10 protein-coding genes and 1 pseudogene are annotated in these 20854 nt (G+C 64.6%); 6 read left to right on the top strand and 5 right to left on the bottom strand.

The features are described 5' to 3' along the window. Window positions 1-47: 47 nt before the first annotated feature. From E3U47_RS09285 to E3U47_RS09270, 5 genes and pseudogenes are all read left to right on the top strand, one after another. The gene (locus tag E3U47_RS09285) at window positions 48-941 is read left to right on the top strand and encodes a LysR family transcriptional regulator (RefSeq protein ID WP_134690988.1); all 894 of its coding nucleotides are present in this window, start codon (window positions 48-50) and stop codon (window positions 939-941) included. A gap of 98 nt (window positions 942-1039) precedes the next feature. Then, a pseudogene (locus E3U47_RS25485) lies at window positions 1040-1384 on the top strand (PAS domain-containing protein); the annotation flags it as partial. 234 nt (window positions 1385-1618) lie between these two features. Next, window positions 1619-2647, top strand: coding sequence for a methyl-accepting chemotaxis protein (locus E3U47_RS09280; RefSeq protein ID WP_372239497.1), 1029 nt, complete (start codon window positions 1619-1621; stop codon window positions 2645-2647). Window positions 2648-2742: 95 nt separating this feature from the next. Further along, entirely contained in the window at window positions 2743-3342 is a 600-nt protein-coding gene (locus tag E3U47_RS09275; RefSeq protein ID WP_134690984.1) for a tRNA-uridine aminocarboxypropyltransferase, read from the top strand. Between the two features lie 86 nt (window positions 3343-3428). Further along, complete coding sequence (locus E3U47_RS09270) at window positions 3429-7751, top strand: NEL-type E3 ubiquitin ligase domain-containing protein (RefSeq protein WP_134690982.1); 4323 nt, start codon at window positions 3429-3431, stop codon at window positions 7749-7751. Window positions 7752-7772: 21 nt separating this feature from the next. Here the strand turns inward: E3U47_RS09270 and E3U47_RS09265 are convergent, their stop codons facing one another. The 3 genes from E3U47_RS09265 to E3U47_RS09255 all read right to left on the bottom strand — a co-directional run bounded on the left by E3U47_RS09265 (window position 7773) and on the right by E3U47_RS09255 (window position 12770). Next, window positions 7773-9128, bottom strand: a complete 1356-nt coding sequence (locus E3U47_RS09265) for an HlyD family type I secretion periplasmic adaptor subunit (RefSeq protein WP_134690980.1) — start codon at window positions 9126-9128, stop codon at window positions 7773-7775. Between the two features lie 55 nt (window positions 9129-9183). Further along, window positions 9184-11319, bottom strand: a complete 2136-nt coding sequence (locus tag E3U47_RS09260; RefSeq protein WP_134691044.1) for a type I secretion system permease/ATPase — start codon at window positions 11317-11319, stop codon at window positions 9184-9186. A gap of 77 nt (window positions 11320-11396) precedes the next feature. Beyond that, window positions 11397-12770, bottom strand: a complete 1374-nt coding sequence (locus tag E3U47_RS09255) for a TolC family outer membrane protein (RefSeq protein ID WP_134690978.1) — start codon at window positions 12768-12770, stop codon at window positions 11397-11399. 490 nt (window positions 12771-13260) lie between these two features. Here E3U47_RS09255 and E3U47_RS09250 point away from each other — a divergent pair, with 490 nt between their 5' ends. Further along, complete coding sequence (locus E3U47_RS09250; RefSeq protein ID WP_134690977.1) at window positions 13261-19632, top strand: retention module-containing protein; 6372 nt, start codon at window positions 13261-13263, stop codon at window positions 19630-19632. A gap of 41 nt (window positions 19633-19673) precedes the next feature. Here E3U47_RS09250 and E3U47_RS09245 read toward each other — a convergent pair whose 3' ends face one another. Next, window positions 19674-20039: a YbaN family protein gene (locus E3U47_RS09245; protein WP_134690974.1), complete on the bottom strand. Its 366-nt coding sequence runs from the start codon at window positions 20037-20039 to the stop codon at window positions 19674-19676. 8 nt (window positions 20040-20047) lie between these two features. After that, window positions 20048-20635, bottom strand: coding sequence for a YecA family protein (locus tag E3U47_RS09240; RefSeq protein ID WP_134690972.1), 588 nt, complete (start codon window positions 20633-20635; stop codon window positions 20048-20050). Window positions 20636-20854 lie beyond the last annotated feature (219 nt).

The following is a 20854-nucleotide window of genomic DNA, read 5'->3' as shown; positions in this document are numbered from 1 at the left end:
AGGCCGGGTTAGACTCTGGGCAACTCCAGCCTGCGGAACCTCGTTGCATGGCCTCATCGCTGCCCGACCTGAAACTGCTGCGCATCTTCGCCAGCGTGGTACGCCATCAGGGATTCGCCACTGCCCAGCGCGACCTCAACCTGTCGACCTCGGCCATCAGCACCTACATGAGCCAGCTGGAAAGCGCCCTGGGCATCGTCCTCTGTCATCGCGGCCGTGGCGGTTTCAGCCTGACCAGCAAGGGCGAATTGTTCCACCAGGAAACCTTGCGCCTGCTCGGTGAGCTGGACGGCTTCGAGCAGTACGCCGCCGCGCTAAAGGGCGAACTGCGCGGCACCCTCAACCTTGGGGTGATCGATTCCACCGTTGGCGACAGCGCCCTGCCGCTGGCAGAAGCCATTGGCGCCTACAGCCAGGAACACCCGGCGGTGCACCTGCACTTGTCGGTGTCCAGTCCCTATGAATTGCAGCTGGGCGTGCAGGACAACCGTCTGGACCTGGCCATCGGCGCATTTTCCTCGCGCATGAGCGGGCTGCTGTACCAACCGCTGTACCGCGAGCAGCACTGGCTGTATTGCAGCAACCGCCACCCGCTGTTCGCGCAACGACGCATCCCCGAACCGGTGGTCACCCAGCAGCGCATGGTCGGTCGTGGCTACTGGAGCCAGGCCGAACTGGCCCGGCATGGCTTCAAGCACAGCGCCGCCACGGTGGAGAGCATGGAGGCACAACTGATTTTGATTCTCTCCGGCGCCTACATCGGCTACCTGCCCGAGCACTATGCCCAGGCCTGGGTCGACAAGGGTGACCTGCGGGTCTTGTCGCCGGCCACCTTCGGCTACCAGGCGCCGTTTTCCCTGATCATTCGTCGTGGCCGCAGCCGGGAACCCTTGATCCAGACGTTCCGCGACTTGCTCAAGAGCCAACTCAACGTGGGTTGAAGCATGGCGTGTTCAAGCCGCTCGGTCAGGTCGAGCAAATTTCCTACAAAACTTGACCGCTGACGTGCTGGCCATCTGCTAAATATCTACTTGCTTTGATGATTTTCCCATTCATCTGGATAAGCAAGGGACCGCCAACGATGCGCATGAATTTGCCCGTCACTGAGCACGAAAGAACCTTTTCCCAAGACCAGCGGCTGATCTCCACCACCGACCTGAACAGCCGCATCACCTATTGCAACGACGCATTCGTGGCCATCAGCGGTTTCACCTACGACGAATTGGTGGGCCAACCCCACAACTTGGTGCGCCACCCCGACATGCCGCCAGCGGTCTTCGGTCATATGTGGGACACCATCAAGCAAGGCAAGCCATGGATGGGCGTGGTCAAGAACCGCGCCAAGAACGGCGATTTCTACTGGGTCAGCGCCTATGTCACGGCGGTGTACGAGAACGGTCGCATCAGCGGCTATGAATCGGTGCGCTCGGTGCCGACCCGCGAGCAGATCCGCCGCGCCGAGCAGCTCTACGCGCGCCTGCGTGCCGGGCGCTCGGCGGTGCCTCTGGCGGCGCGCCTGGCCCATGGCATCGGCCATGGCTGGCCGTTGATCGGTGCTGGCCTGGCTTCGGCCGCCGGCTACCTGTGGCTGCCCCCTTATGCGGCCCTCGGCGTGCTGATGGCCAGCCTGCTGGCGGCTTGGTACGTGGTCGAGCACCGGCAGAACCAGTCGATCCGGCGCACCTTGCAGGAGCATCCCAAGGCCTTCACCAGCCCGCTGGTGGCGCTGACCTACAGCGACAACCCAGGCCTGCAGGGTCAGCTCGACCTGGCGATCATCAGCGAGGAGGCGCGTCTGCAGACCGCGTTGACCCGCCTGGTGGACGCCGGCATCGGCGTCAAGTCGCGGGCCGCGCAATCCGCCGACTTGTCCGATGCCCAGGCACAGATGCTCGACCGCCAGCGCAGCGAGACCGACCAGTCGGCCACCGCCATCGCGCAGATGGCCGCGACCATCCAGCAGGTGACCCATAACGTGCAGAGCACCGCCCACGCCGCCAGCGATGCCGACCAACTGGCGCAGAAGGGCAGCGACCTGGCCGAGCAGAGTTTGCGCGCCATGGGCAGCATGAACGAGGCCGTGAGCGACATTGGCCAGGCGGTCAATGCCCTGGCCGAGCAGACCCAGTCGATTGGCAGCGTGGTGGATGTCATCACCTCGATCGCCGAGCAGACCAACCTGCTGGCGCTCAATGCCGCCATCGAGGCGGCGCGGGCCGGTGAGCAGGGCCGGGGCTTCGCCGTGGTCGCCGATGAGGTGCGTTCGTTGGCCCAGCGCACCCGCGCCTCCACCGAGGAAATCCACCACATCATCTCCACCCTGCGCTCCGGTGCCGACCGCGCGGTGGCCAGCGCCAGCCGTGGGCAGCAGATCTCCAGCGACAGCGTGCACAGTGTCGAGGCGGTGCAGGAAGCGCTGTCGGGGATCGCCCAGGCGGTCAGCCGCATCACCGGCATGAGCCAGCAGATGGCCACGGCGTCGGAGCAGCAGAGCCACGTGGCGGAGGACATCAACCAGCAGATCGTGCGCATTGCCCACCTGTGCGACGAGAGCGCGGGGCAGGCCAAGCAGGGCGCCGAAATCAGCCAGGACCTGGAGCGCATGGCGGAGTACCTGCACAGCCTGGCGGAGCGATTCAACCGCTGAGGCTGCAGCGGGTAACAGTGGGGTGTGGGAGTGGGCCTCGCAGCAACCCGAGGATGGCAACCCTGTGGCAAACTACCCGCCCCAAGGAGTTCCCCATGCCAAGACCTCGCTGCGAGCGCTGCCAGCGCCCGCTTGCCCATTGCCTCTGTCCACTCATCCCACAGCTCGACAGCCTTACTCGCGTGGTCGTTCTGCAACACCCCAGCGAGACCGCCCATGCGCTGAATACCGCGCGCCTGGCGACCTTGGGGCTGGTCAACGGCGAGCTGCGAATCGGCGAGGTGTTCGATGACCTGGACGCGCTGCTGGCCACGCCAGGGTATCGACCGGCGCTGCTGTTCCCTGGTGAAGAAGCCGAGGTGCTGGCACGTTATGGACAAGGCCACGACCTACCGCTGCTGCTGATCGTACCCGACGGTACCTGGCGCAAGGCACGCAAGCTGCTGTACTTGAACCCGGCGCTCGCGGCGCTGCCGCGGGTGACGCTGGCCCAGGTACTTCCTTCACGCTATCGGGTGCGCAAGGCGCCTGAGCCAGGGGCGTTGTCGACTCTCGAGGCGGTAGTGCAGGCATTGAATGTGCTGGAGCAACCGCAGTGTTTCGATGCCTTGCTGCGGCCTTTCGAGGCACTGGTGCAGGGACAGATCGACGCGATGGGCATGGCGACCTTCGAGCGCAACCACGTCCACCGCTGATCCGTTGTCGCAGGGACAGACTTAACTAACGCCAGCCGGCAGGGACGCGCGGGTGAAATGGGCATTTCTCCCATCAGGAATAGCCCATGACTCCTCTCGCCCCTGACTCGATCGATCGCTTGATTGGCGATCGACTGCCTGCCTGGTTGAAAAACGCTTCCGAGGATCGCCTCAAGGCTTTGCAACTGGCGATGACGCAACAGCAACGTTTGCAGGACCAATTGCAAGTCCACTACGGCAGCGTCACGCCATTGGACGTCTTTGCCGAGATATTGCTGGTCAACGCCTTGCAGGACCTGACAGGAAAGGTCCATGACGTGCGCAAGGGCCGTTTGTTCAGGGTATGGCACAAGATCAATGCCCCAGTGGGGCCCTCCCTACCATTGCCCCGGGAACGTGTGCAGGCCAGTCAGTCCTTGCTGCAAGCGGCCCTGCATAACTTCGCTGCCAGCGAAGAGTCGGAGGAGCACTGGCTGGCGGAGTCGCGCCTGCATGACGGCCAGGGCGAGACGCTGCCGGTGCGTCCCGGCGCCTATGCCGCGCTATGCCGATCACTGAATATTGGCGCAAAGTACCAGGCCTATCTCGAAGGACACTTCCGACCCGATGACGCGGTGCAGGCGCAAGCCTTGCAGCGCCTGCTGGAGCAGGTGCAGCAAGGCAATTTCGAGGTTGCCGTGCGCCATGCGGCCCTCAAGCAGATCATCGACGAACGCACCTTTTTGCAACTGCTGCCGCTGATCAGTGCCGAGCCTATCGTTGCTGCCTACCCGGTCGATGTTCGGCCTCGTCAGTTGTACCTGCTCGGCAAGCCAGTCGTGGGTGTGGTGACGCTGGAGATCCGCAAAGACAGAAGCCGCGCAGCGCGCCTGGAAGGCGTGGTCGCCTGGCTGCCGGGTGACCCCCAGGCAGAGCTTGCGCGCTACCCCTCATGGGCCGCGTTGTACGAGGCGCTCGGTCAGCGCCTGGGGCAACCGGATTATCTGGCCTTCTTCATGCGTTTCATCAGCGAGGCCGATCGCCCGGCGTTCGTGCGGGTACTGGCCAACCTCCAGCCCGCCACGGGGACATCGGCGTTGCCACTGGACGGGCGCAACCAGGCAATTGCAGGCGCACTGTTCGCCCATCTGCGCCAGACCCATATCGACAAAATCATCGCCGATGCCCGCATGTTGGCCGTGCCGACTGAAGACGAAGACGCCGCGACCCGTGAGGCGCGGCTACAGGGCTATCAGAGCGCAGGGCTCGATTTGCTGTCGCTGGCCGCGCTCTTCGTCCCGGGGCTTGGCTTGGCGATGGCGGGTATTGCCGTGGCGCAACTGGTCGATGAAGTCTACGAGGGCTACCAGGACTGGCAACTCGGGGATCGAGAGTCGGCCCTGGGGCACCTGTTCAATGTGGCCGGCATGCTCGGCACGGGCCTGGTCACGGCTGGGGTGGGCAAGCTCCTCGAGCGGGTGTCGTTCGTCGATGGCCTGCTGCCGGTGCTGTCCGACGAGGGGCGCCTGCGTCTGTGTGATGGCAGCCTGCGCGGCTACAAGATTGCCGATGAGCAAGGCTCGCTGGGTTCGGTGATGGGGCCAGCCGGGGCGCAGCGGATCAAACTTGGGCAAGGAAGTTTTCTGCTCGAGCCTCTGGAGCCCAAGGGCGAATGGCGTATTCGTCATCCGCACCGGTCAACGGCCTATGGCCCTTTACTGCGCGACAATGGCGATGGCGGCTGGGCCCATGAGTTCGAACAGGCTCATGGCTGGGCAGAAAAACGGCTCTTGCTGGGCCGTCTCGGCGGCTCCCTGGCCGCGGTGACCGAACCCGAGGCCGAGGCTGTCCTCGGAACTACCGGCTTCGATACCGAGCAATTGCGGCGGCTACATGTTGAAGGCGCCCAGGCGCCGGCGCGTCTGGTCGATGCCCTGGAGCGTCATCGCCTGCATGCTGCTGAGCCTGCGCTGAAGGCCGAGGCTTTCGAGCAGCGTATCGCCGCGCAGCAGAAGCCCGTGGGCGACCCCGCGCAACTGTTGCGTCGTGATTTTCCTGGGCTGAGTGCGCGCAGCGCAGAAATGCTCGTCGCCTCGGCCAGCGGTGGCCAGCATGCGCAACTGCGCCTCGGGAAGAAAGTACCGTTGCCGTTGGCCGAGCAGGCGCGCTGGGCGTTGTGGGACAGCCGGCTGGATCGCGCTTGCGCGGGGTTCTATCAGGCTGCGGCAATCAACAGCGATTGCGAAAAGCTGATGTTGCACGTCGCTGATACCCTGACGCCCTGGCGCGAGCAGGTTCGCATCGAGCTGCGCGAGGGCCGGGTGGAGGGGCTGCTGCTTGCGCAGCAAGGGGGCGAACAGGCCGCCGAGGTTCGCCGGATACTACGTACGGGCGAAGGTTACCTGGCTGTCGACGACAACGGCCATGGCGTCGCCGGCGCCGCGGCGGGCGACAGCCTGGCCCAGGCGTTGTTGCTGCATATGGATAGTGTACAGAAACTCCAACTGGGTCATGCCGAACCGACGGCGCGACAGTTGACCGATGCCTGTGTTCGTTGGCTGGGCGGCAATCGTCAAGCCGCCGCCAAGCTGATCGGCATGGTCTCGCCAGCGTCTGGCATGCGCCCACCGGTGCGACTGGGCGATGGGCGCCTGGGGTATCCGCTCAGTGGGCGGCAGCCGGGCGCGGGTAGCAGTGTGCGCAGTGGCTTGCGCAGCGTGTATCCGACATTGACCGACGGTCAGATCGAGGACCTCCTCACTCAGATAGGCAACGCGGGCCAGTCGCCCTGGGAATACCTGGCAGGCCTGCGCCAGCAGTTGGCTTCACTGCGCCAAGCCTTGCAAGCATGGTGTCAGGCAGCTGGCAGCTCGCTGCAGCGCTACCGGCGGCGGCAGGTGGCCAAGCAGATCCGCCGCGTCTGGCGGCGCAAGCTGCACGATGCGGATGGGGTGTTCGTGCTGACCCTCGACGGCGAGTCGTTGGCGGGCTTGCCCAACCTGCCTGCGTCTGTGCGCTTCGACCATGTGAGGCGTTTGACGCTGCGGCGCATGCAACTGGGTAACAGCGTCAGCGACTTCATTCAGCGTTTCGGCGATTTACGGCATCTTGATCTGGGTAACAACGCACTGACGTCCATACCGACCGGGATCGAGCACCTGACGCAACTGACCCATCTGCGCCTGGCCGCCAACCAGATCGTGATGGACGCCGCGGCAGGCGGACGTTTGTCGTCGCTGGTGCGGCTGCGTTGGCTGGATCTGAGTGATAACCCCATAGGCCTGGCACCTTCGCTGCAGGGGGCCAACAGCCTGCAGGCGATCTCGTTGCGCAACACTCGCCTGAGCGCTGTGCCCATGGCGCTTCTCGAGCATCCGACGCTGGAAACCATCGACTTGCGCGACAACCGGATCACCACGGTGAGTGAACTGGTGATCCAGTTGCACAGGGCCCGGCTGGGGCGCCTGGTCTTGCATGACAACCCGCTGACGGCGGATGCGCTGAGACGGTTACGGTCGTTTTCCCGGCAACTGTCACGCCCCGTGCATGCCGGCGCCGAGGAGGCTGCCCGGGCGATTTGGCTGCAGGGGTTGAGCCCCGCCGAGCACGTGCGTTGCTCGCAGGTCTGGCAGCACCTGGTGGATGCCGATGGCGAGAACACCGCTGACTTCTTCCGCTTCCTGCGTGATCTGGGGCGTTCGGAAGACTATCTGAACCAGCCAGGGCACTTGCGCCGACGGGTGTGGGCGATCCTCGACAGTTGCGAGCAGAACAGCGAAGTCCGTGAAGCGTTGTTTGCGCAGGCGGCTGGGCCGCGTACGTGTTCGGACCAGTTGTTGTTCATTCTGAGTGAATTGGAGCTGACCACACTGGTGGTACGCAACACGGCAGGGCTGGCCAGCGACGAGGCCGAAGCGCGATTGCTGCGCCTGGGACGCGGGCTCTATCGTCGGGACGCGGTCGATCGGATCGCCGCCGAACACATCAGCGAGGTACAAGCGTCAGACCCCACCCAAACGGTGGACGACGTCGAAGTGTATCTGGCTTACCGTATCGGTCTGGCCGCGCCCCTGGGATTGCCGGCCCAGCCTGAGTACATGAATTACCACTATGCCAGCGGCGTCACTCAGGCTGACCTGCGCGATGCCCGGGCGACGGTGCTCGCGGGTGAAAACACGCAGGTCTTGCGTAGGTCGTTGGCGAATCGAGATTTCTGGCAGGACTTTTTGCGTACCCGTCATGGAGAACGTTTCGAGGCGTTCGATGCCCCCTATCGTGATCGCTTGGCGACCTTGGAGCAGCAGGCGAAGTCAAGTACGGAACAAGAGTACCTGGATCAAGTGGAAGATCTGATGGCCGAACGCAACCTTGCCGAGGGACAACTGATGGACGAGCTGACCGAGCAAGCTTACGCCCGTCATCCAGACTGACGGAGGGCGTGCTGGATACCCTCAACGTTCACGCAAGGCTTCGGTACGCGCCTTGAGCACCGGCTTGAGCAGGTAGTCCAGCACGCTTTTCTGCCCGGTGATGATATCCACCGTGGCGACCATCCCCGGGATGATCAGCAGCGGCTTGTTGTCCCCGCCCAGGTGGTTCTTGTCGGTGCGCACCTGGATCAGGTAGAACGCATTGCCCTTGTCGTCGCTGACGGTGTCCGCGCCGATCAGCTCCAGCTTGGCCTTGAGCCCACCGTAGATGGTGTAGTCGTAGGCGCTGAACTTGACCATCGCGGTCTGTCCCGGGTGCAGGAAGGCCACGTCCTGTGGCCGTACCTTGGCCTCGATCAGCAGGTTGTCCTCGATCGGCACGATCTCCACCAGGTCGCTGCCGGGCTGCACCACGCCGCCGATGGTGTTGACCTTGAGCAGCTTGACGATGCCGCGCACCGGCGACACCACGGTGGTGCGGTTGACCCGGTCGTCGATGGCGATGCTGGTGGCGGTGATCTTCGACAGTTCGGTGCGCTTGTCGTTGAGTTCCTTGGCGGCGTCGGAGCGAAAGCTCGCGTCCGATTCCTGGATCTTGCTGCGGATCTCGGCGATCGCCGCTTCGGCGCGGGGAATGGCCAGGTTGGTGGCGTTCAGCTGGCCGCGGGCCTCGACGCTGCGCTGCTTGAGGCGCAGGATCTCCACCGGGGAGATGGCGCCCTTGCTCACCAGTGGCGAGGACATGTCCAGTTCCTGCTGCAACAGGCCCACCGCCGAACGGTACTGGTCGACCTTGGAACGGAACTCGGCCAGCTCCTGGGTCTTTTGCCGCAATTGTTCGTTGAGGGTCTGTTTTTCGCTGGCCAGACGGCGTTGGCGTGATTGGTAAAGAGCGGCCTCGTCCTCGGCTACCTGCGGCGCCTTGGCGCGGACTTCGCTCGACAGCACGAAGGGGCGGCCTTCGGACTCGGCCGACAGGCGTTCCACCTGCGCGCTGAGGGCGTAACGGTCGGCCTCGCTTTCACCCTTGTTCGACTTGAAGCGCGTGTCGTCCAGGCGCAGGAGGGTGGCGCCCTTGTCGACCATCTGCCCCTCTCGCACGAAGATCTCGGTGACGATGCCGCCTTCGAGGTTCTGCACCACCTGGACTTTGCTAGACGGGATGGCCTTGCCTTCGCCGACAGTGACTTCGTCGAGCACCGCGAAGTTGGCCCAGGCCAGGGCCACCAGCAGCAGGATCGCCGCCAGCCACACGGTCAGGCGCGACAGGCTGGGGGACTCCTGCAGGGTGGCGCCCGCCAGCTCTGGCATATAGTCGCGTTCGGCGCGGCTATCGCCGCCCTGGAGGTAGCTGCGCACGCTGTGGCTGAGGGGCATGTTCTACCTCCGATGCAGACCGGGGCCTTTGGGAACGGGCTTCAGGTTTGTTGGTTCACAGTGCCGCGCCGATACGGCCCTTGCGCAGCGCGTCGATGACCGCGTCCTTCGGCCCGTCGGCAACAATCTTGCCGTTGTCCAGCACCAGCAGCCGGTCCACCAGGCTGAGCATCGAGGTGCGGTGGGTGACCAGCAGCAGGGTCTTGCCGGGCACCCAGTTCAACAGGCGCTGGCGCAGTTGCTCCTCGCTGCTGTTGTCCATGTGGCTGGTGGGCTCGTCGAGTATCAGGATCGGCGGCTCCAGCAGCAGGGCCCGGGCCAGCAGCACGGCCTGGCGCTGGCCGCCGGAGAGCAGCTGGCCGCGCTCGCCCACCGGGCGGTCGAAGCCTTGCGGGTGCTGGCGGGCCAGCTCGCTGACGCCGGTCAGTTCGGCCACCTCGAGCATGCGCGCATCGCTGACGTGCCGTGCGCCGAGGGTGAGGTTGTCGCGCAGGCTGCCGGCCAGCAGTGGCAGGTCGTGTGCCACGTAGCCGAGCTGGCTGCGCAGATCGCTGATATCCAGTTGGCGCAGATCGAGGTTGTCCAGCAGCACCTGGCCTTCGTCGGGGTGATGGAAACCCATCAGCAGCCGGGCGAGGGTGCTCTTGCCCGAGCCGCTGCGGCCGATGATACCGATGCGTTCGCCCGGCTTGAGGGTGGCGCTCACGTCGTTGAGGGCTGACGTCGTTTGCCCGGCATAGCGGAAGGTGGCGTGGTTGATGGTGATGCCACCTTGCAGCGCGGTGTGCTCCAGCGCCTGGTGCTCGGCCTCGCGCTCCTGAGGCAGGCTCATCAGGGCGTCGGTGCTGCGCATGGTCAGCTGGGCCTGCTGGTAGCGGGTGATCAACCCGGCGATCTGGCCGAGTGGGGCGAGCACCCGGCTGCCGAGCATGTAGCTGGCCACCAGGGCGCCGACACTGAGGTTGCCGGCGATGATGCTGTATACCCCGGCGACGATCGTCGCCATGCCACAGAACTGCTGGATGAACAGCGTGCCGTTGCTGGCCAGCGACGACAGGTTGCGGGCATGGGCGTCGAGACGGGCGATGGCGCCGTTGGTGTGTTCCCACTGGTACTGGCGCTCGCTTTCGGCGCCGCAGGCCTTGAGGGTTTCCAGGCCGCCGAGGGTCTCGATCAGCAGCGCCTGGCGCACCGCGCCGAGGCTCAGGCTTTTTTGCACGGTGTCGCGCAGGCGCACCTGGATGAATAGTGCCAGGCCTACCGCCAGCGGGAAGGCGATCAGCGGGATCACCACCAGCCAGCCGCCGAGCAGGCCGATCACCAGCAGCATCAGGGCGACGAAGGGCAAGTCGATGATGCTGGTCAGGGTCACTGCGGTGAGAAATTCGCGCAGCCCCTGGAAGTCATGGATGCTCTGGGCGAAGCCACCGATGGTGGCCGGGCGCGCCTTCATGCTCATGCCGGTGATGCGTTCGAAGAGGGTGGCGGAAAGGATCAGGTCGGTCTTCTTGCCCGCCTGGTCCAGCAGGTGGGCGCGGACCATGCGCAGCACCAGCTCGAAGGCGGTGCCGATGAACAGGCCGGCGACCAGCACCCACAGGGTCGACACCGCCTGGTTGGGCACCACGCGGTCGTAGGTCTGCATGACGAACAGCGGCACCATCAGGCCCAGCAGGTTGATCAACAGGCTGGCCAGCAGGGCATCGCCGTACAGCCAGCGGGAGTGGCGCAGGGTGTCGCGGAACCAGGCGTTGACCCGCGGGATCAGCGGCGCGCGCACATCCTCCAGGGTATGCCGGGGGCGGGCGAACAGGGCCTGGCCGCTGTAGGCCTGCGCCAGGGCCTCGCGCTCGACCCACTGCTCACCGCCTTCGGCCTCGCAGGGCAGCAGCAATGCCCGGCCGTTTTCGCCCCAGCGTTGCAGCACGGCGCTGCGGCCATCATCGAGGATCAGCAGCACCGGCAGGTTGAGCGGGGAGATGGCGTCCAGGTCACGCCGCAGCACGCGAGCCTGCAACCCGGCGCGTGCGGCGGCGCGGGGCAGCAGGCCCAGGCCCAGGCGTTGCTCGGCCAGTGGCAGGCCGCTGCACAGGCTGGCACGGCTGGCCGTGCAGCCATGCAGCTTGCACAGGATCAGCAGGCCATCGAGCAACGGATCATCAACATCCAGGCGCGGTTGCGCGCTTTGCATACTGGTCACGATGGCCTACTCCTGCCGCGGTGGACGGGAAATGGGCGCTGGCGAAAAGTCCCTTGTCTCGTCAGAACCTAACGCATGTCAGGCAATTTCGCCTCGTTGCGTACTTCGGTCTTGGCGATGGCTTCCGGCGGCAGCGAGATACGCTGCTTGCTCAGCAGCTCGCCCATGGTCGCCAGCACCCGGTACATGGAGAACTCTTCGGTATAGCGCACCTCGGTGTAGCGACGGTTGGCGTTGTACAGCTCGTTCTCGCTGTCGAGCAGGTCGAGCAGGGTGCGCTGGCCCAGGCCGAACTGGTCCTGGTAGGCGGCACGCACGCGCTGGGTGGTCTCGGCGTACTCGCGGGCGCTCGGGGTCTGCTTGCGGGCGTTGTTCATCGCGTTCCAGGCCAGGCTGAGGTTTTCGTTCAGCTCGCGCAGGGCGTTGTTGCGGATGTCCATCGCCTGGTTGATCTTGTGCGCGTCCGACTGCAGGCGGGCCTTGTCGCTGCCGCCGCGGAACAGGTTGTAGCTGAGCTCTACGCCGGCCTGCCAGTCATTGTTGTCGTGCCCCTTCTGGCCGCCGAGGTTGTTGTTGGCACCGGTGGCCAGCACCGCGTCCAGCCGCGGGTAGAAGGGCGACTTGGCCACTTCGTACTGTTGCTCGGCGGAGCGCACGTCAGCCTGCGCCGACTTAAGGTAGGGGTTGTTCTCCAGCATGCCCTGGCGGGCATTGAGCAGGTCGCCCGGCACTTCGCCCTTGATCGTGACGGGTGTTTCCAGCTCGTCGGGCAGGCGCCCGACTACGCTGTAGAAGTTGGCCTCGGCGTCGGCCAGGTCGACCTCGGCGGTGTCCAGGTTGTTTTCGGCCAGGGCGCGACGGGCACGGGACTGGTCGAGGTCGGCGTTGCTGCCCACACCGCGTTCGCTGCGCAGGCCGATCTGGTCGTTGACCCGCAGGTGGGCCTGCAGGTTGTTCTTGGCCAGGGTTACCAGTTCACGGCGCTTGAGCACCTCGAGGTAGACCTCGATGGCACGCAGGGCGATGCTCTCGGCGGTGGCCTGGGTGTAGTAGGCGCGCGAGGTGGCCACCGCTTCGGTGCGGGCGACCTCGTTGGAGGTATTGAAGCCGTCGAACAGCATCTGCCGCAGACGCAGTTCCGATTGGGTGTAGTTGAGCGTTTCCTTGTTGTGGTTACGCGTGTTGTCCGGGTTGAAGCCGCGGGTGTTGGTGTTGTCCGAACGTTGCCGGCCGTAGCCTGCTACCAGATCGACGGTTGGGTAGTACCCCCCGCGGGCGAACTTCACATCCTCGTCGGCCGACAGCCTGCTGTTGCGGCTGGCGCTGATCTCGGGATGCTGGTCCACGGCGTTCTGGACAGCCTCGGTAATCGACATCGCCTGACTGTTGGCACACGCCATGGCCAACAAAATCGCACTGGTGATGGGGGTTAAAGCGCGCATGGGGTACATCTCCCTGGTCTTGAATAATGTCCTGCTGATTCGCCAAAAAAATGACGAAAAATTAGAATCAAACCGTTTCAGGTTTGTAACAACAGAGCTAAGAACATTTACCGGGCGAGCTAAGAAGATTTTTTCATAAGTTATATGCGAAAAAAAACTTATGCGATCTAAGGAATCCGCGACATTGTTTCATTCAGGTGGTTACGGGAATTGGCTGGGACAGGCGATTTTCGGGCCTTGGTGAAAGTTCCAGATTTTTTGCAGCTAAGGAGACAGGGGAGGAAGGCGAAAGCGGAATTTGGCGACAAAAAAATGGCACTCAATAATGGCCATTCGCCCCGTCCACTATCGCGGCAGTCGTCACAGGGAGCGTGGTTTCTCACGAGCGTGACAGCAACGGTTCCAACAACCATGGCACTCGGAACCTTGCGCACATTACCCGGCACGCCTTGATCTGCGAAAAGCCCATCGGCAGGGGAGGCGTACGCTCATGGCTAAATTAGTCGGTGTGGTCGGCAAGGTAGTCGGCCAGGTATTCGCGGTGGGCGATGACGGTCATCGCCGTCTGTTGGTGGAAGGGGATCGCCTGTTCGCCGGCGAGCAGTTGGAAACCGGGAGCGAGGGCGCGGTGGCGGTGCGCTTGCAAAACGGTGCCGAACTGACCCTGGGCCGTGGCAGCAGCCTGGAGATGACCCCCGACCTGCTGGCCGATCGCGCTCCTCATGTACAAGCGCCGGACGCGCAGCCCAGCAACGCCCAGCTCAGTGACGTCGAGCAACTGCAAAAAGCCATTGCCGCAGGCGCCGACCCCACGCAGGAAGCCGAAGCGACCGCGGCGGGCGGCAACCCTGGTGGCGTGGCGGGTGCGCTCGGTGGCGGCCACAGTTTCGTGATACTGACCGAGGTGGCCGGCCGGGTGGATCCCACCATTGGTTTCCCCACGGCGGGCTTCAACGGCTTCCCTTTGCTGGCCAATCTCGAACTCGGTGGCCTCGATGGCAATGACGACGCACCTGTGCCGGCCACTACGCCACCCGCGGACAACCCGGTCAGCCTCACCGGCCTGGAGGTCAGCCCTGCCGAGTTGATCCTGGACGAGGCGCACCTGCCCCAGGGCTCGGCCAGCAATCCTGCGGCCTTGACCCAGTCGGGCAGCTTCACGGTGGTTGCCGCCGATGGCGTGTTCAACCTCAGTGTCGGTGGCATCAATGTGGTCACCGCGGGCGTGGTGACCGGCGTCGGCCAGTCCATCGTCACCGGGCTCGGCAATGTGCTGACCATCACGGGCTACAACCCGGCCACGGGCGTGGTGAGCTACAGCTACACCCTGACCGGCGCGGAACATCATCCGGACGGTGCCGGGAGCAATACGCTGGGCGAGCAGTTCCCGGTACTGGTCAGCGACACTGATGGCGATGTGGCCAGTGGCACGCTGGACGTAATCGTTCGTGACGACGTGCCACGCGCCGTGAACGACAGCAATGCCAGCACCGCCACCGAGCAGCATCTGGAACTCAGCGGCAATGTGCTGACCAACGATATCCAGGGCGCGGACCGCATCCCCAGCGGCCCGGTGGTGGCCGGTACCTTCGTCGGCACCTACGGCACCCTGGTGCTGGCGGCGGATGGTTCCTACACCTACACCCTCAATACCAACGATCCGGACTTCAAGAACCTGCACGGTGGCGGCAGTGGGGTGGAGAACTTCACCTACACCCTGAAAGACGCCGACGGCGACACCAGCACCGCGACCCTGACCCTCAACGTCAGCAACCTCGATGACCCGGTGACCCTCGGCGGCCTGGATGTCAATGGCGGCGAGCTGACCGTCTACGAGAAGAACCTGGCCGACGGCAGTGCGCCCAATCCCGCTGCGCTGACGCAGAGCGGCACCTTCACGGTGGCGGCGCCCGATGGCCTGCAGACCTTGAGCGTCGGCGGCATCACCGTGGTCAGCGGCGGCGTGGCGGCAAGTTTCCCGCAGTCGATCACCACGGCGCTGGGCAACACCCTGACCATCACCGGTTACAACCCGGCCACGGGGGTGATCAGCTACAGCTACACCTTGCTGGACAACGAGAGCCACGCCAACGGCGACGGCGCCAACAGCCTGTCCGAGCATTTCACCGTCACCGCCACGGACACCGATGGCAGCACGGCCACTGGTTCGCTGGACGTGAACATCATCGACGACCTGCCCAAGGCCAATCCCGATGCGGCCAGTGTCGTCGAAGGCGGCACGGTCAGCGGCAACGTGCTCGACAACGATACGTCCGGCGCGGACGTACGGGCCGATGGTCGCTACGTGGTGGGTGTGCGAGCCGGCTCCGATACCTCGACATCGGCCAGTGGCCAATTGGGCGATCCGGTCCAGGGCCAGTACGGCTACCTGACCCTCGATGCCCAAGGCAACGCCACCTACCACGCCAACCCCAATGCCGTGGCGCCGGCGGGCGCCACGGATGTCTTCGTCTATACCGTGCGTGACAGTGACGGCGACGAAAGCACCACCACCATTACCATCGACGTGCGCGATTGCTCGCTGATCGCCGGGCCTGACAGCGAGGTCACGGTCTACGAGAAAGCGCTTGACCTGAACAAGGATGGCAACGACCTGGCAGGCGGCAATGTTACCGGCAGTGAACCGGGCTCCACCGGCGAGACGGCCAGCGGTTCGTTGGCCAGTTCCGTCAGCGGTGGCGTGGGCGGGCTGACCTTCACCTTGGTCGGTAACGCCACCGGCCAGTATGGCCAGATCCAGCTCAATACGGATGGTACCTACACCTACACCTTGACCTCCGCGCCGAACTCGCCGAATCACGTCAACGACGGCCCGAACGTGGTCACCGAGAGCTTCACCTACCAGGTCAAGGATTCGCTCGGCAACACCACCACCAGCACCATCGTGGTCAGCATCGTCGACGACGTGCCCAAGGCCCATAGCGATTTCGCCAATGTCTACGAAGGCGGCACGGTCAGCGGCAATGTGCTGGTCAACGATGTGACCGGCGCCGATGTGCGTGCCGACGGGCAGTATGTGGTCGGCGTGCGCGCAGGCAGCGACACCTCGACCTCGGCCATCGGCCAGCTGGGCAGCAACGTGGCGGGGCAATATGGCTACCTGACGCTCGACGCCCAGGGCAATGCCACCTACCACGCCAACCCCAATGCGGTGGCGCCAGCCGGTGCCATGGACGTGTTCGTCTACACCATCCGCGATGCCGATGGCGACGAGAGCACCACCACCATCACCATCGATGTGCACGACATTTCGCTGGTGGCCTGCCCGGATGACACGGCCAAGGTCTACGAGAAAGCCCTGGACCTGACCAAGGACGGCAACGACCTGGCTGCAGGCAACGTCACCGGCAGCGACCCGCACGCCACCACGGAAACCACCAGCGGTTCGCTGGCAGGCTCGGTCAGCGGCGGTATCGGTGCCTTGACCTTCACCCTGGTCGGCAATGCCAGCGGCCAGTATGGCCAGATCCAGTTGAACAGCGATGGTAGCTACACCTACACCCTGACCTCGGCGCCGAACTCGCCCAACCACATCAACGATGGCCCGAACGTGGTCACCGAGAGCTTCACTTACCAGGTCAAGGATTCGCTCGGCAATACCACCACCAGCACCATCGTGGTCAGCATCGTCGACGACGTGCCCAAGGCCCATTGCGACGTGGCTTCGGTCAAGGAGGGCGCCAGTGTCAGCGGCAACGTGCTGGACAACGATGTGGTCGGCGCCGATGTGCGAGCCGATGGGCAGTACGTGGTCGGTGTGCGTGCCGGCTCCGACACCTCGACCTCGGCCATCGGCCATGTCGGCGACACCATCGTCGGCCAGTACGGCTACCTGACCCTGGACAGCCAGGGCAACGCCACCTACCACGCCAACCCCGACAGCGTGCCGGCCGCCGGCGCGACCGACAGCTTCGTCTACACCATCCGTGACGCCGACGGCGACGAGAGCACCACGACCATTCGCATCAATGTGCAGGACAGCAAGCTGGTGGCGTGCGAGGACAACGACGTCACCGTGTATGAAAAAGCCCTGGACCTGCACAAGGACGGCAATGACCTGGCCGCCGGCACCGTCACTGGCAGCGACCCGGGCTCCACTGGCGAGACGGCCTCCGGCAGCCTGGTCGGTTCGGTCCAGGGCGGCGTTGGCGCGCTGACCTACAGCCTGGTCGGCAATGCCGTGGGCCAGTACGGGCAGATCCAGCTCAATGCCGACGGTTCCTACACCTACACCCTGACCTCGGCGCCGAAGACCCCGGGGGGGGCCAACGACGGCGCCAACACGGTCAACGAGTACTTTATCTACAAGGCTACCGACGCCTTGGGCAACAATGTCACCAGCACCATCGCCATCAATATCGTCGACGATGTGCCGACGGTGCAGTGCGCGGTACGCAGCATCACGCCCGGCCAGGTGGACTCGAACATCCTGCTGGTGGTGGATGTGTCCAGCAGCATGGCGGCAAGCTCCGGCGTGCCGGGGCTGACCCGCCTGGAACTGGCCAAGCAGGCGATCAATGCCTTGCTCGACAAGTACGACGAGATGGGCGACATAAAGGTGCAGATCGTCACCTTCGGCACCGGTGCGCAGGTGCAGACCCCGGTGTGGGTCACGATCGGCGAGGCCAAGAACCTGATCGCCGGGCTCAGCCCAGGTGGCTCGACCTACTACGATTCGGCGGCGACCAAGGCCCAGGAAGCCTTCGCCACCACCGGCAAGCTGGTGGGCGCGCAGAACATCAGCTACTTCTTCTCCGACGGTGAGCCCACCAATGGTCATGCCATGACCGCTCCACGGGAAGCCGCCTGGGAATCCTTCCTCGACAGCAACGGCATCAAGTCCTACGCCATCGGCATGGGCAGCGGGGTCAACGAGGGCAACCTCAATCCGCTGGCCTACGACGGCAGCAGCCATACCGATACCAACTCGGTAGTGGTCACCGACCTCAGCCAGCTCGGCGCTGTGCTCTCCGGCACGGTACAGGGCGCGCCGATTACCGGCAGCCTCATGAGCGGCGGCGATTTCGGGGCTGATGGCGGCTTCATCAAGGCGCTGCTGGTCGATGGCACCACCTACACCTACGATCCGAAGGCCAATGCTGGGCAGGGCGGTTACGCGGCCAGTGGCGGCGCGGACAAGGCCACCTTCGACACCGTGAGCAACAGCCTGAGCATCAAGACCGGCCTGGGCGGCACCCTGGTGGTGAACATGGACAACGGCGAGTTCACCTACACGCCACCGAAGGACAACGGCAGCGGCCAGGTGGAGAAGTTCGGCTTCACCGCCAGCGACAACGACGGCGATACCCGCAGCGCCAGCCTGACGGTCAACATCAACAGCAATGGCGCGCCGATCGCCGGTGCCGACCACATCATCACCAATATCAAGGGCGCCACCCTGACAGTGCCGGCAGAGGCGCTGCTGGCCAATGACCGTGACCCGGACCACGATACCCTGAGTGCCGCGCCGACCACCTTCAATACCAACTTCGCCGACAAGGGCGCAGGCTTCACGGCGGGCACCCAGGCGCAGACCATCAAGTTCGACGCCACCGCCAACAAGGCCGAGAACCAGTTGCGCGACCTGGCCCGCAGCGAGTTCACCAGCCTCAACGGCAGCATGACCGCAGCCTTGGTGGTGGCTGGTTACCTGGGCTCGATCAGCACCGCCAATGCCAACGACGAGGACACCCTGACGGTGACTCTGCGCAAGGGCGAAACCCTCACCCTCGACCATGACCGTCCCGCGGGCAACCTGCTGATGGAATGGAAGGATGCCAGCGGCAGCTACCAGACCATCGCCGATGGCGGCAACTTCACGGCCACCCATGACGGGGTGTACAGCATCCATGTGATCAATACCGAGAACGCCGCCGGCAACAGCAAGGCTGCCGAGAACTACAAGCTGAGCCTGGTGGTGGACTACAGCAATGCCAGCAACGAGGATTATCACGGCAGCTACACCGTCAGCGACAACCATGGCGGCTATGGCAGCGCAGCGGTGGATATCACTTACCAGGCCGGCAACACCCTTACCGGCACCGGCGGTGACGATGTACTGCTGGCCGGGGCCGGCGATACCACGCTCAACGGTGGTGCCGGCAACGATGTGCTGGTGGCGGGGGCGGGCAACAACAGCCTGCACGGTGGTGATGGCGACGACCTGCTGATCGGTGGGCCTGGCAACGACCTGCTCGACGGTGGAGCCGGCAATGACACTGCCAGCTACGCCAAGGCCACCGCCGGCGTGACCGTGGACCTTGGCCATGTCGGGCAGCAGAACACCGTCGGCGCCGGGCTGGACACCCTCAGCGGTATCGAGAACCTGATCGGCTCGGACTACAACGACACCTTGACCGGCAATGACGCAGACAACCTGCTCAACGGCGGCGCGGGCAACGATGTGCTCAAGGGCGGTGCCGGCAACGACATCCTGATTGGCGGGCCGGGCAACGACACCCTGAGCGGTGGCAGTGGCAACGACAGCTTTGTCTGGCAGAAGGGCGAAACCGGGCATGACACCGTGACCGATTTCACCCCAGGCAGCGATCGCCTGGACCTGTCGCAATTGCTACAGGGCGAGAACGCCACTAGCGCCTCGCTGGACGACTACCTGCACTTCAGGGTCAGTGGCACCGGCACCAATGTGGTGTCGACCATCGAGGTCAGCAGCGTCGCTGGCGCGGCGCCGACCCAGACCATCGACCTGGCCGGGGTGGACCTGGCGCAGCATTACGGGGTGTCGGCCGGGGCAGGCGGGCTGATCGCGGCAGGGCATGACACCGCGACCATCATCAACGGCATGCTCAATGACCATTCGTTGAAGGTGGATACGGTGTAAGCCAGCAGCGAGTCGCGGGGCAAGCCTGCCCCGCGATGGCGTTACCGTGGCCGGTGCAAGGTCTTCTGCTTGAGGATCCAGGCGCTGACCAGCACCGCGCTGGTCAGCATGAATGCCCGCGCCCAGAACAACGGTACCAGGTAGCAGGACAGCCCGATGCTGGCCCACATCAAGCCGATGGCGTAGACCTTGCCCTTGAGCGGGATCCCCTCACCGCTTAGGTAGTCGCGGATCCACGGCCCGAGTTTCGGGTGGTTCACCAGCCAGTGGTGAAAACGTGGCGAGCTGCGGGCGAAGCAGGCCGCCGCCAGCAGCAGGAACGGGGTGGTGGGCAATACCGGCAGGAAGATCCCCGCCACCCCCAGCGCGACGCTGAGCCAGCCGAGGGCCAGCAGCAGGTAGCGCACCACTTCGATCAGTGGTGGCGTGGCTTGAGCAGGGCAGGCTTCTCTTCGGGGGCGTGCAGCAGCAGGAACAGGGCGCTCAGCGCCTCGGGGATCTGCACGATCATGTCGTCCTGCAGGTTGGCGTTGCTGGCAATGTCGGCGAACTCGGGCTGTTCGTCGAACAGGCCCGAGCCGACCATGATCGGCAGGAGCATTTCGCTGACTTCTTCCTCGGCGTTCTCGAACCAGGCCTCTTCACGCAGGAACACGCCCTCCATGAAGCCGATGCACCAGCCGCGCAGGTCGGAATCGTCCGGCTCGTCGGTCAGGTCCAGCTCGCACGGCAGGTCGAATTCCTCGTCGCTGGCCAGCTGGCGGGCGATGTGGCCCTTGAGCGCGACCAGGGTGGCTTCGATCTCGGTGCGCTGGGCATCGCTGGCGTAATGGGGTTCTTCGGCGAACAGCGCGTCGATCCATTCGCGTTCTGGAACTTCCTCGGAGCAGATCGACAGCGCGGTCAGGTAGCCGTGGGCGGCGACGTAGTCCAGCGCTTCTTCGTGCAGCTCATCGGCGTCGAGGAAGGCTTGCAGGCGGGTCAGTTGCTCGGCGAAGGACATTACAGGGCTACCTTGGGGAATAAACGATGCTGAATTCTAGCACCTTGCGGCGCTCGCGGGGCAAAGCGAACGTCTGTCACCGGGGCATGCCGGGGTACGCGGCAGTCGGGTATACTCCGCGGTTTTTCGTGCCAGGTGGCGTTTTGCGGCCATCCGGCAAAAACCGCTTACGCATTCGGTGTGTGCGCGGCGGATTTATCGTCCAGCCTGAGTCCAGGA

Origin of the sequence: Pseudomonas sp. RIT623, from assembly GCF_004519305.1 — a bacterium.
GTDB lineage: Bacteria > Pseudomonadota > Gammaproteobacteria > Pseudomonadales > Pseudomonadaceae > Aquipseudomonas.
This window is presented reverse-complemented; position numbering and strand designations above follow the sequence as displayed.

Excerpts from the sequence above, each read along its gene's own strand:
- E3U47_RS09255 (WP_134690978.1), bottom strand. The coding sequence starts at position 12,770 with ATGCGCGCTTTAACCCCCATCACCAGTGCGATTTTGTTGGCCATGGCG.
- E3U47_RS09275 (WP_134690984.1), top strand. The coding sequence starts at position 2,743 with ATGCCAAGACCTCGCTGCGAGCGCTGCCAGCGCCCGCTTGCCCATTGC.
- E3U47_RS09260 (WP_134691044.1), bottom strand. The coding sequence starts at position 11,319 with ATGCAAAGCGCGCAACCGCGCCTGGATGTTGATGATCCGTTGCTCGAT.
- E3U47_RS09250 (WP_134690977.1), top strand. The coding sequence starts at position 13,261 with ATGGCTAAATTAGTCGGTGTGGTCGGCAAGGTAGTCGGCCAGGTATTC.
- E3U47_RS09285 (WP_134690988.1), top strand. The coding sequence starts at position 48 with ATGGCCTCATCGCTGCCCGACCTGAAACTGCTGCGCATCTTCGCCAGC.
- E3U47_RS09270 (WP_134690982.1), top strand. The coding sequence starts at position 3,429 with ATGACTCCTCTCGCCCCTGACTCGATCGATCGCTTGATTGGCGATCGA.
- E3U47_RS09280 (WP_372239497.1), top strand. The coding sequence starts at position 1,619 with ATGGCCAGCCTGCTGGCGGCTTGGTACGTGGTCGAGCACCGGCAGAAC.
- E3U47_RS09240 (WP_134690972.1), bottom strand. The coding sequence starts at position 20,635 with ATGTCCTTCGCCGAGCAACTGACCCGCCTGCAAGCCTTCCTCGACGCC.
- E3U47_RS09265 (WP_134690980.1), bottom strand. The coding sequence starts at position 9,128 with ATGCCCCTCAGCCACAGCGTGCGCAGCTACCTCCAGGGCGGCGATAGC.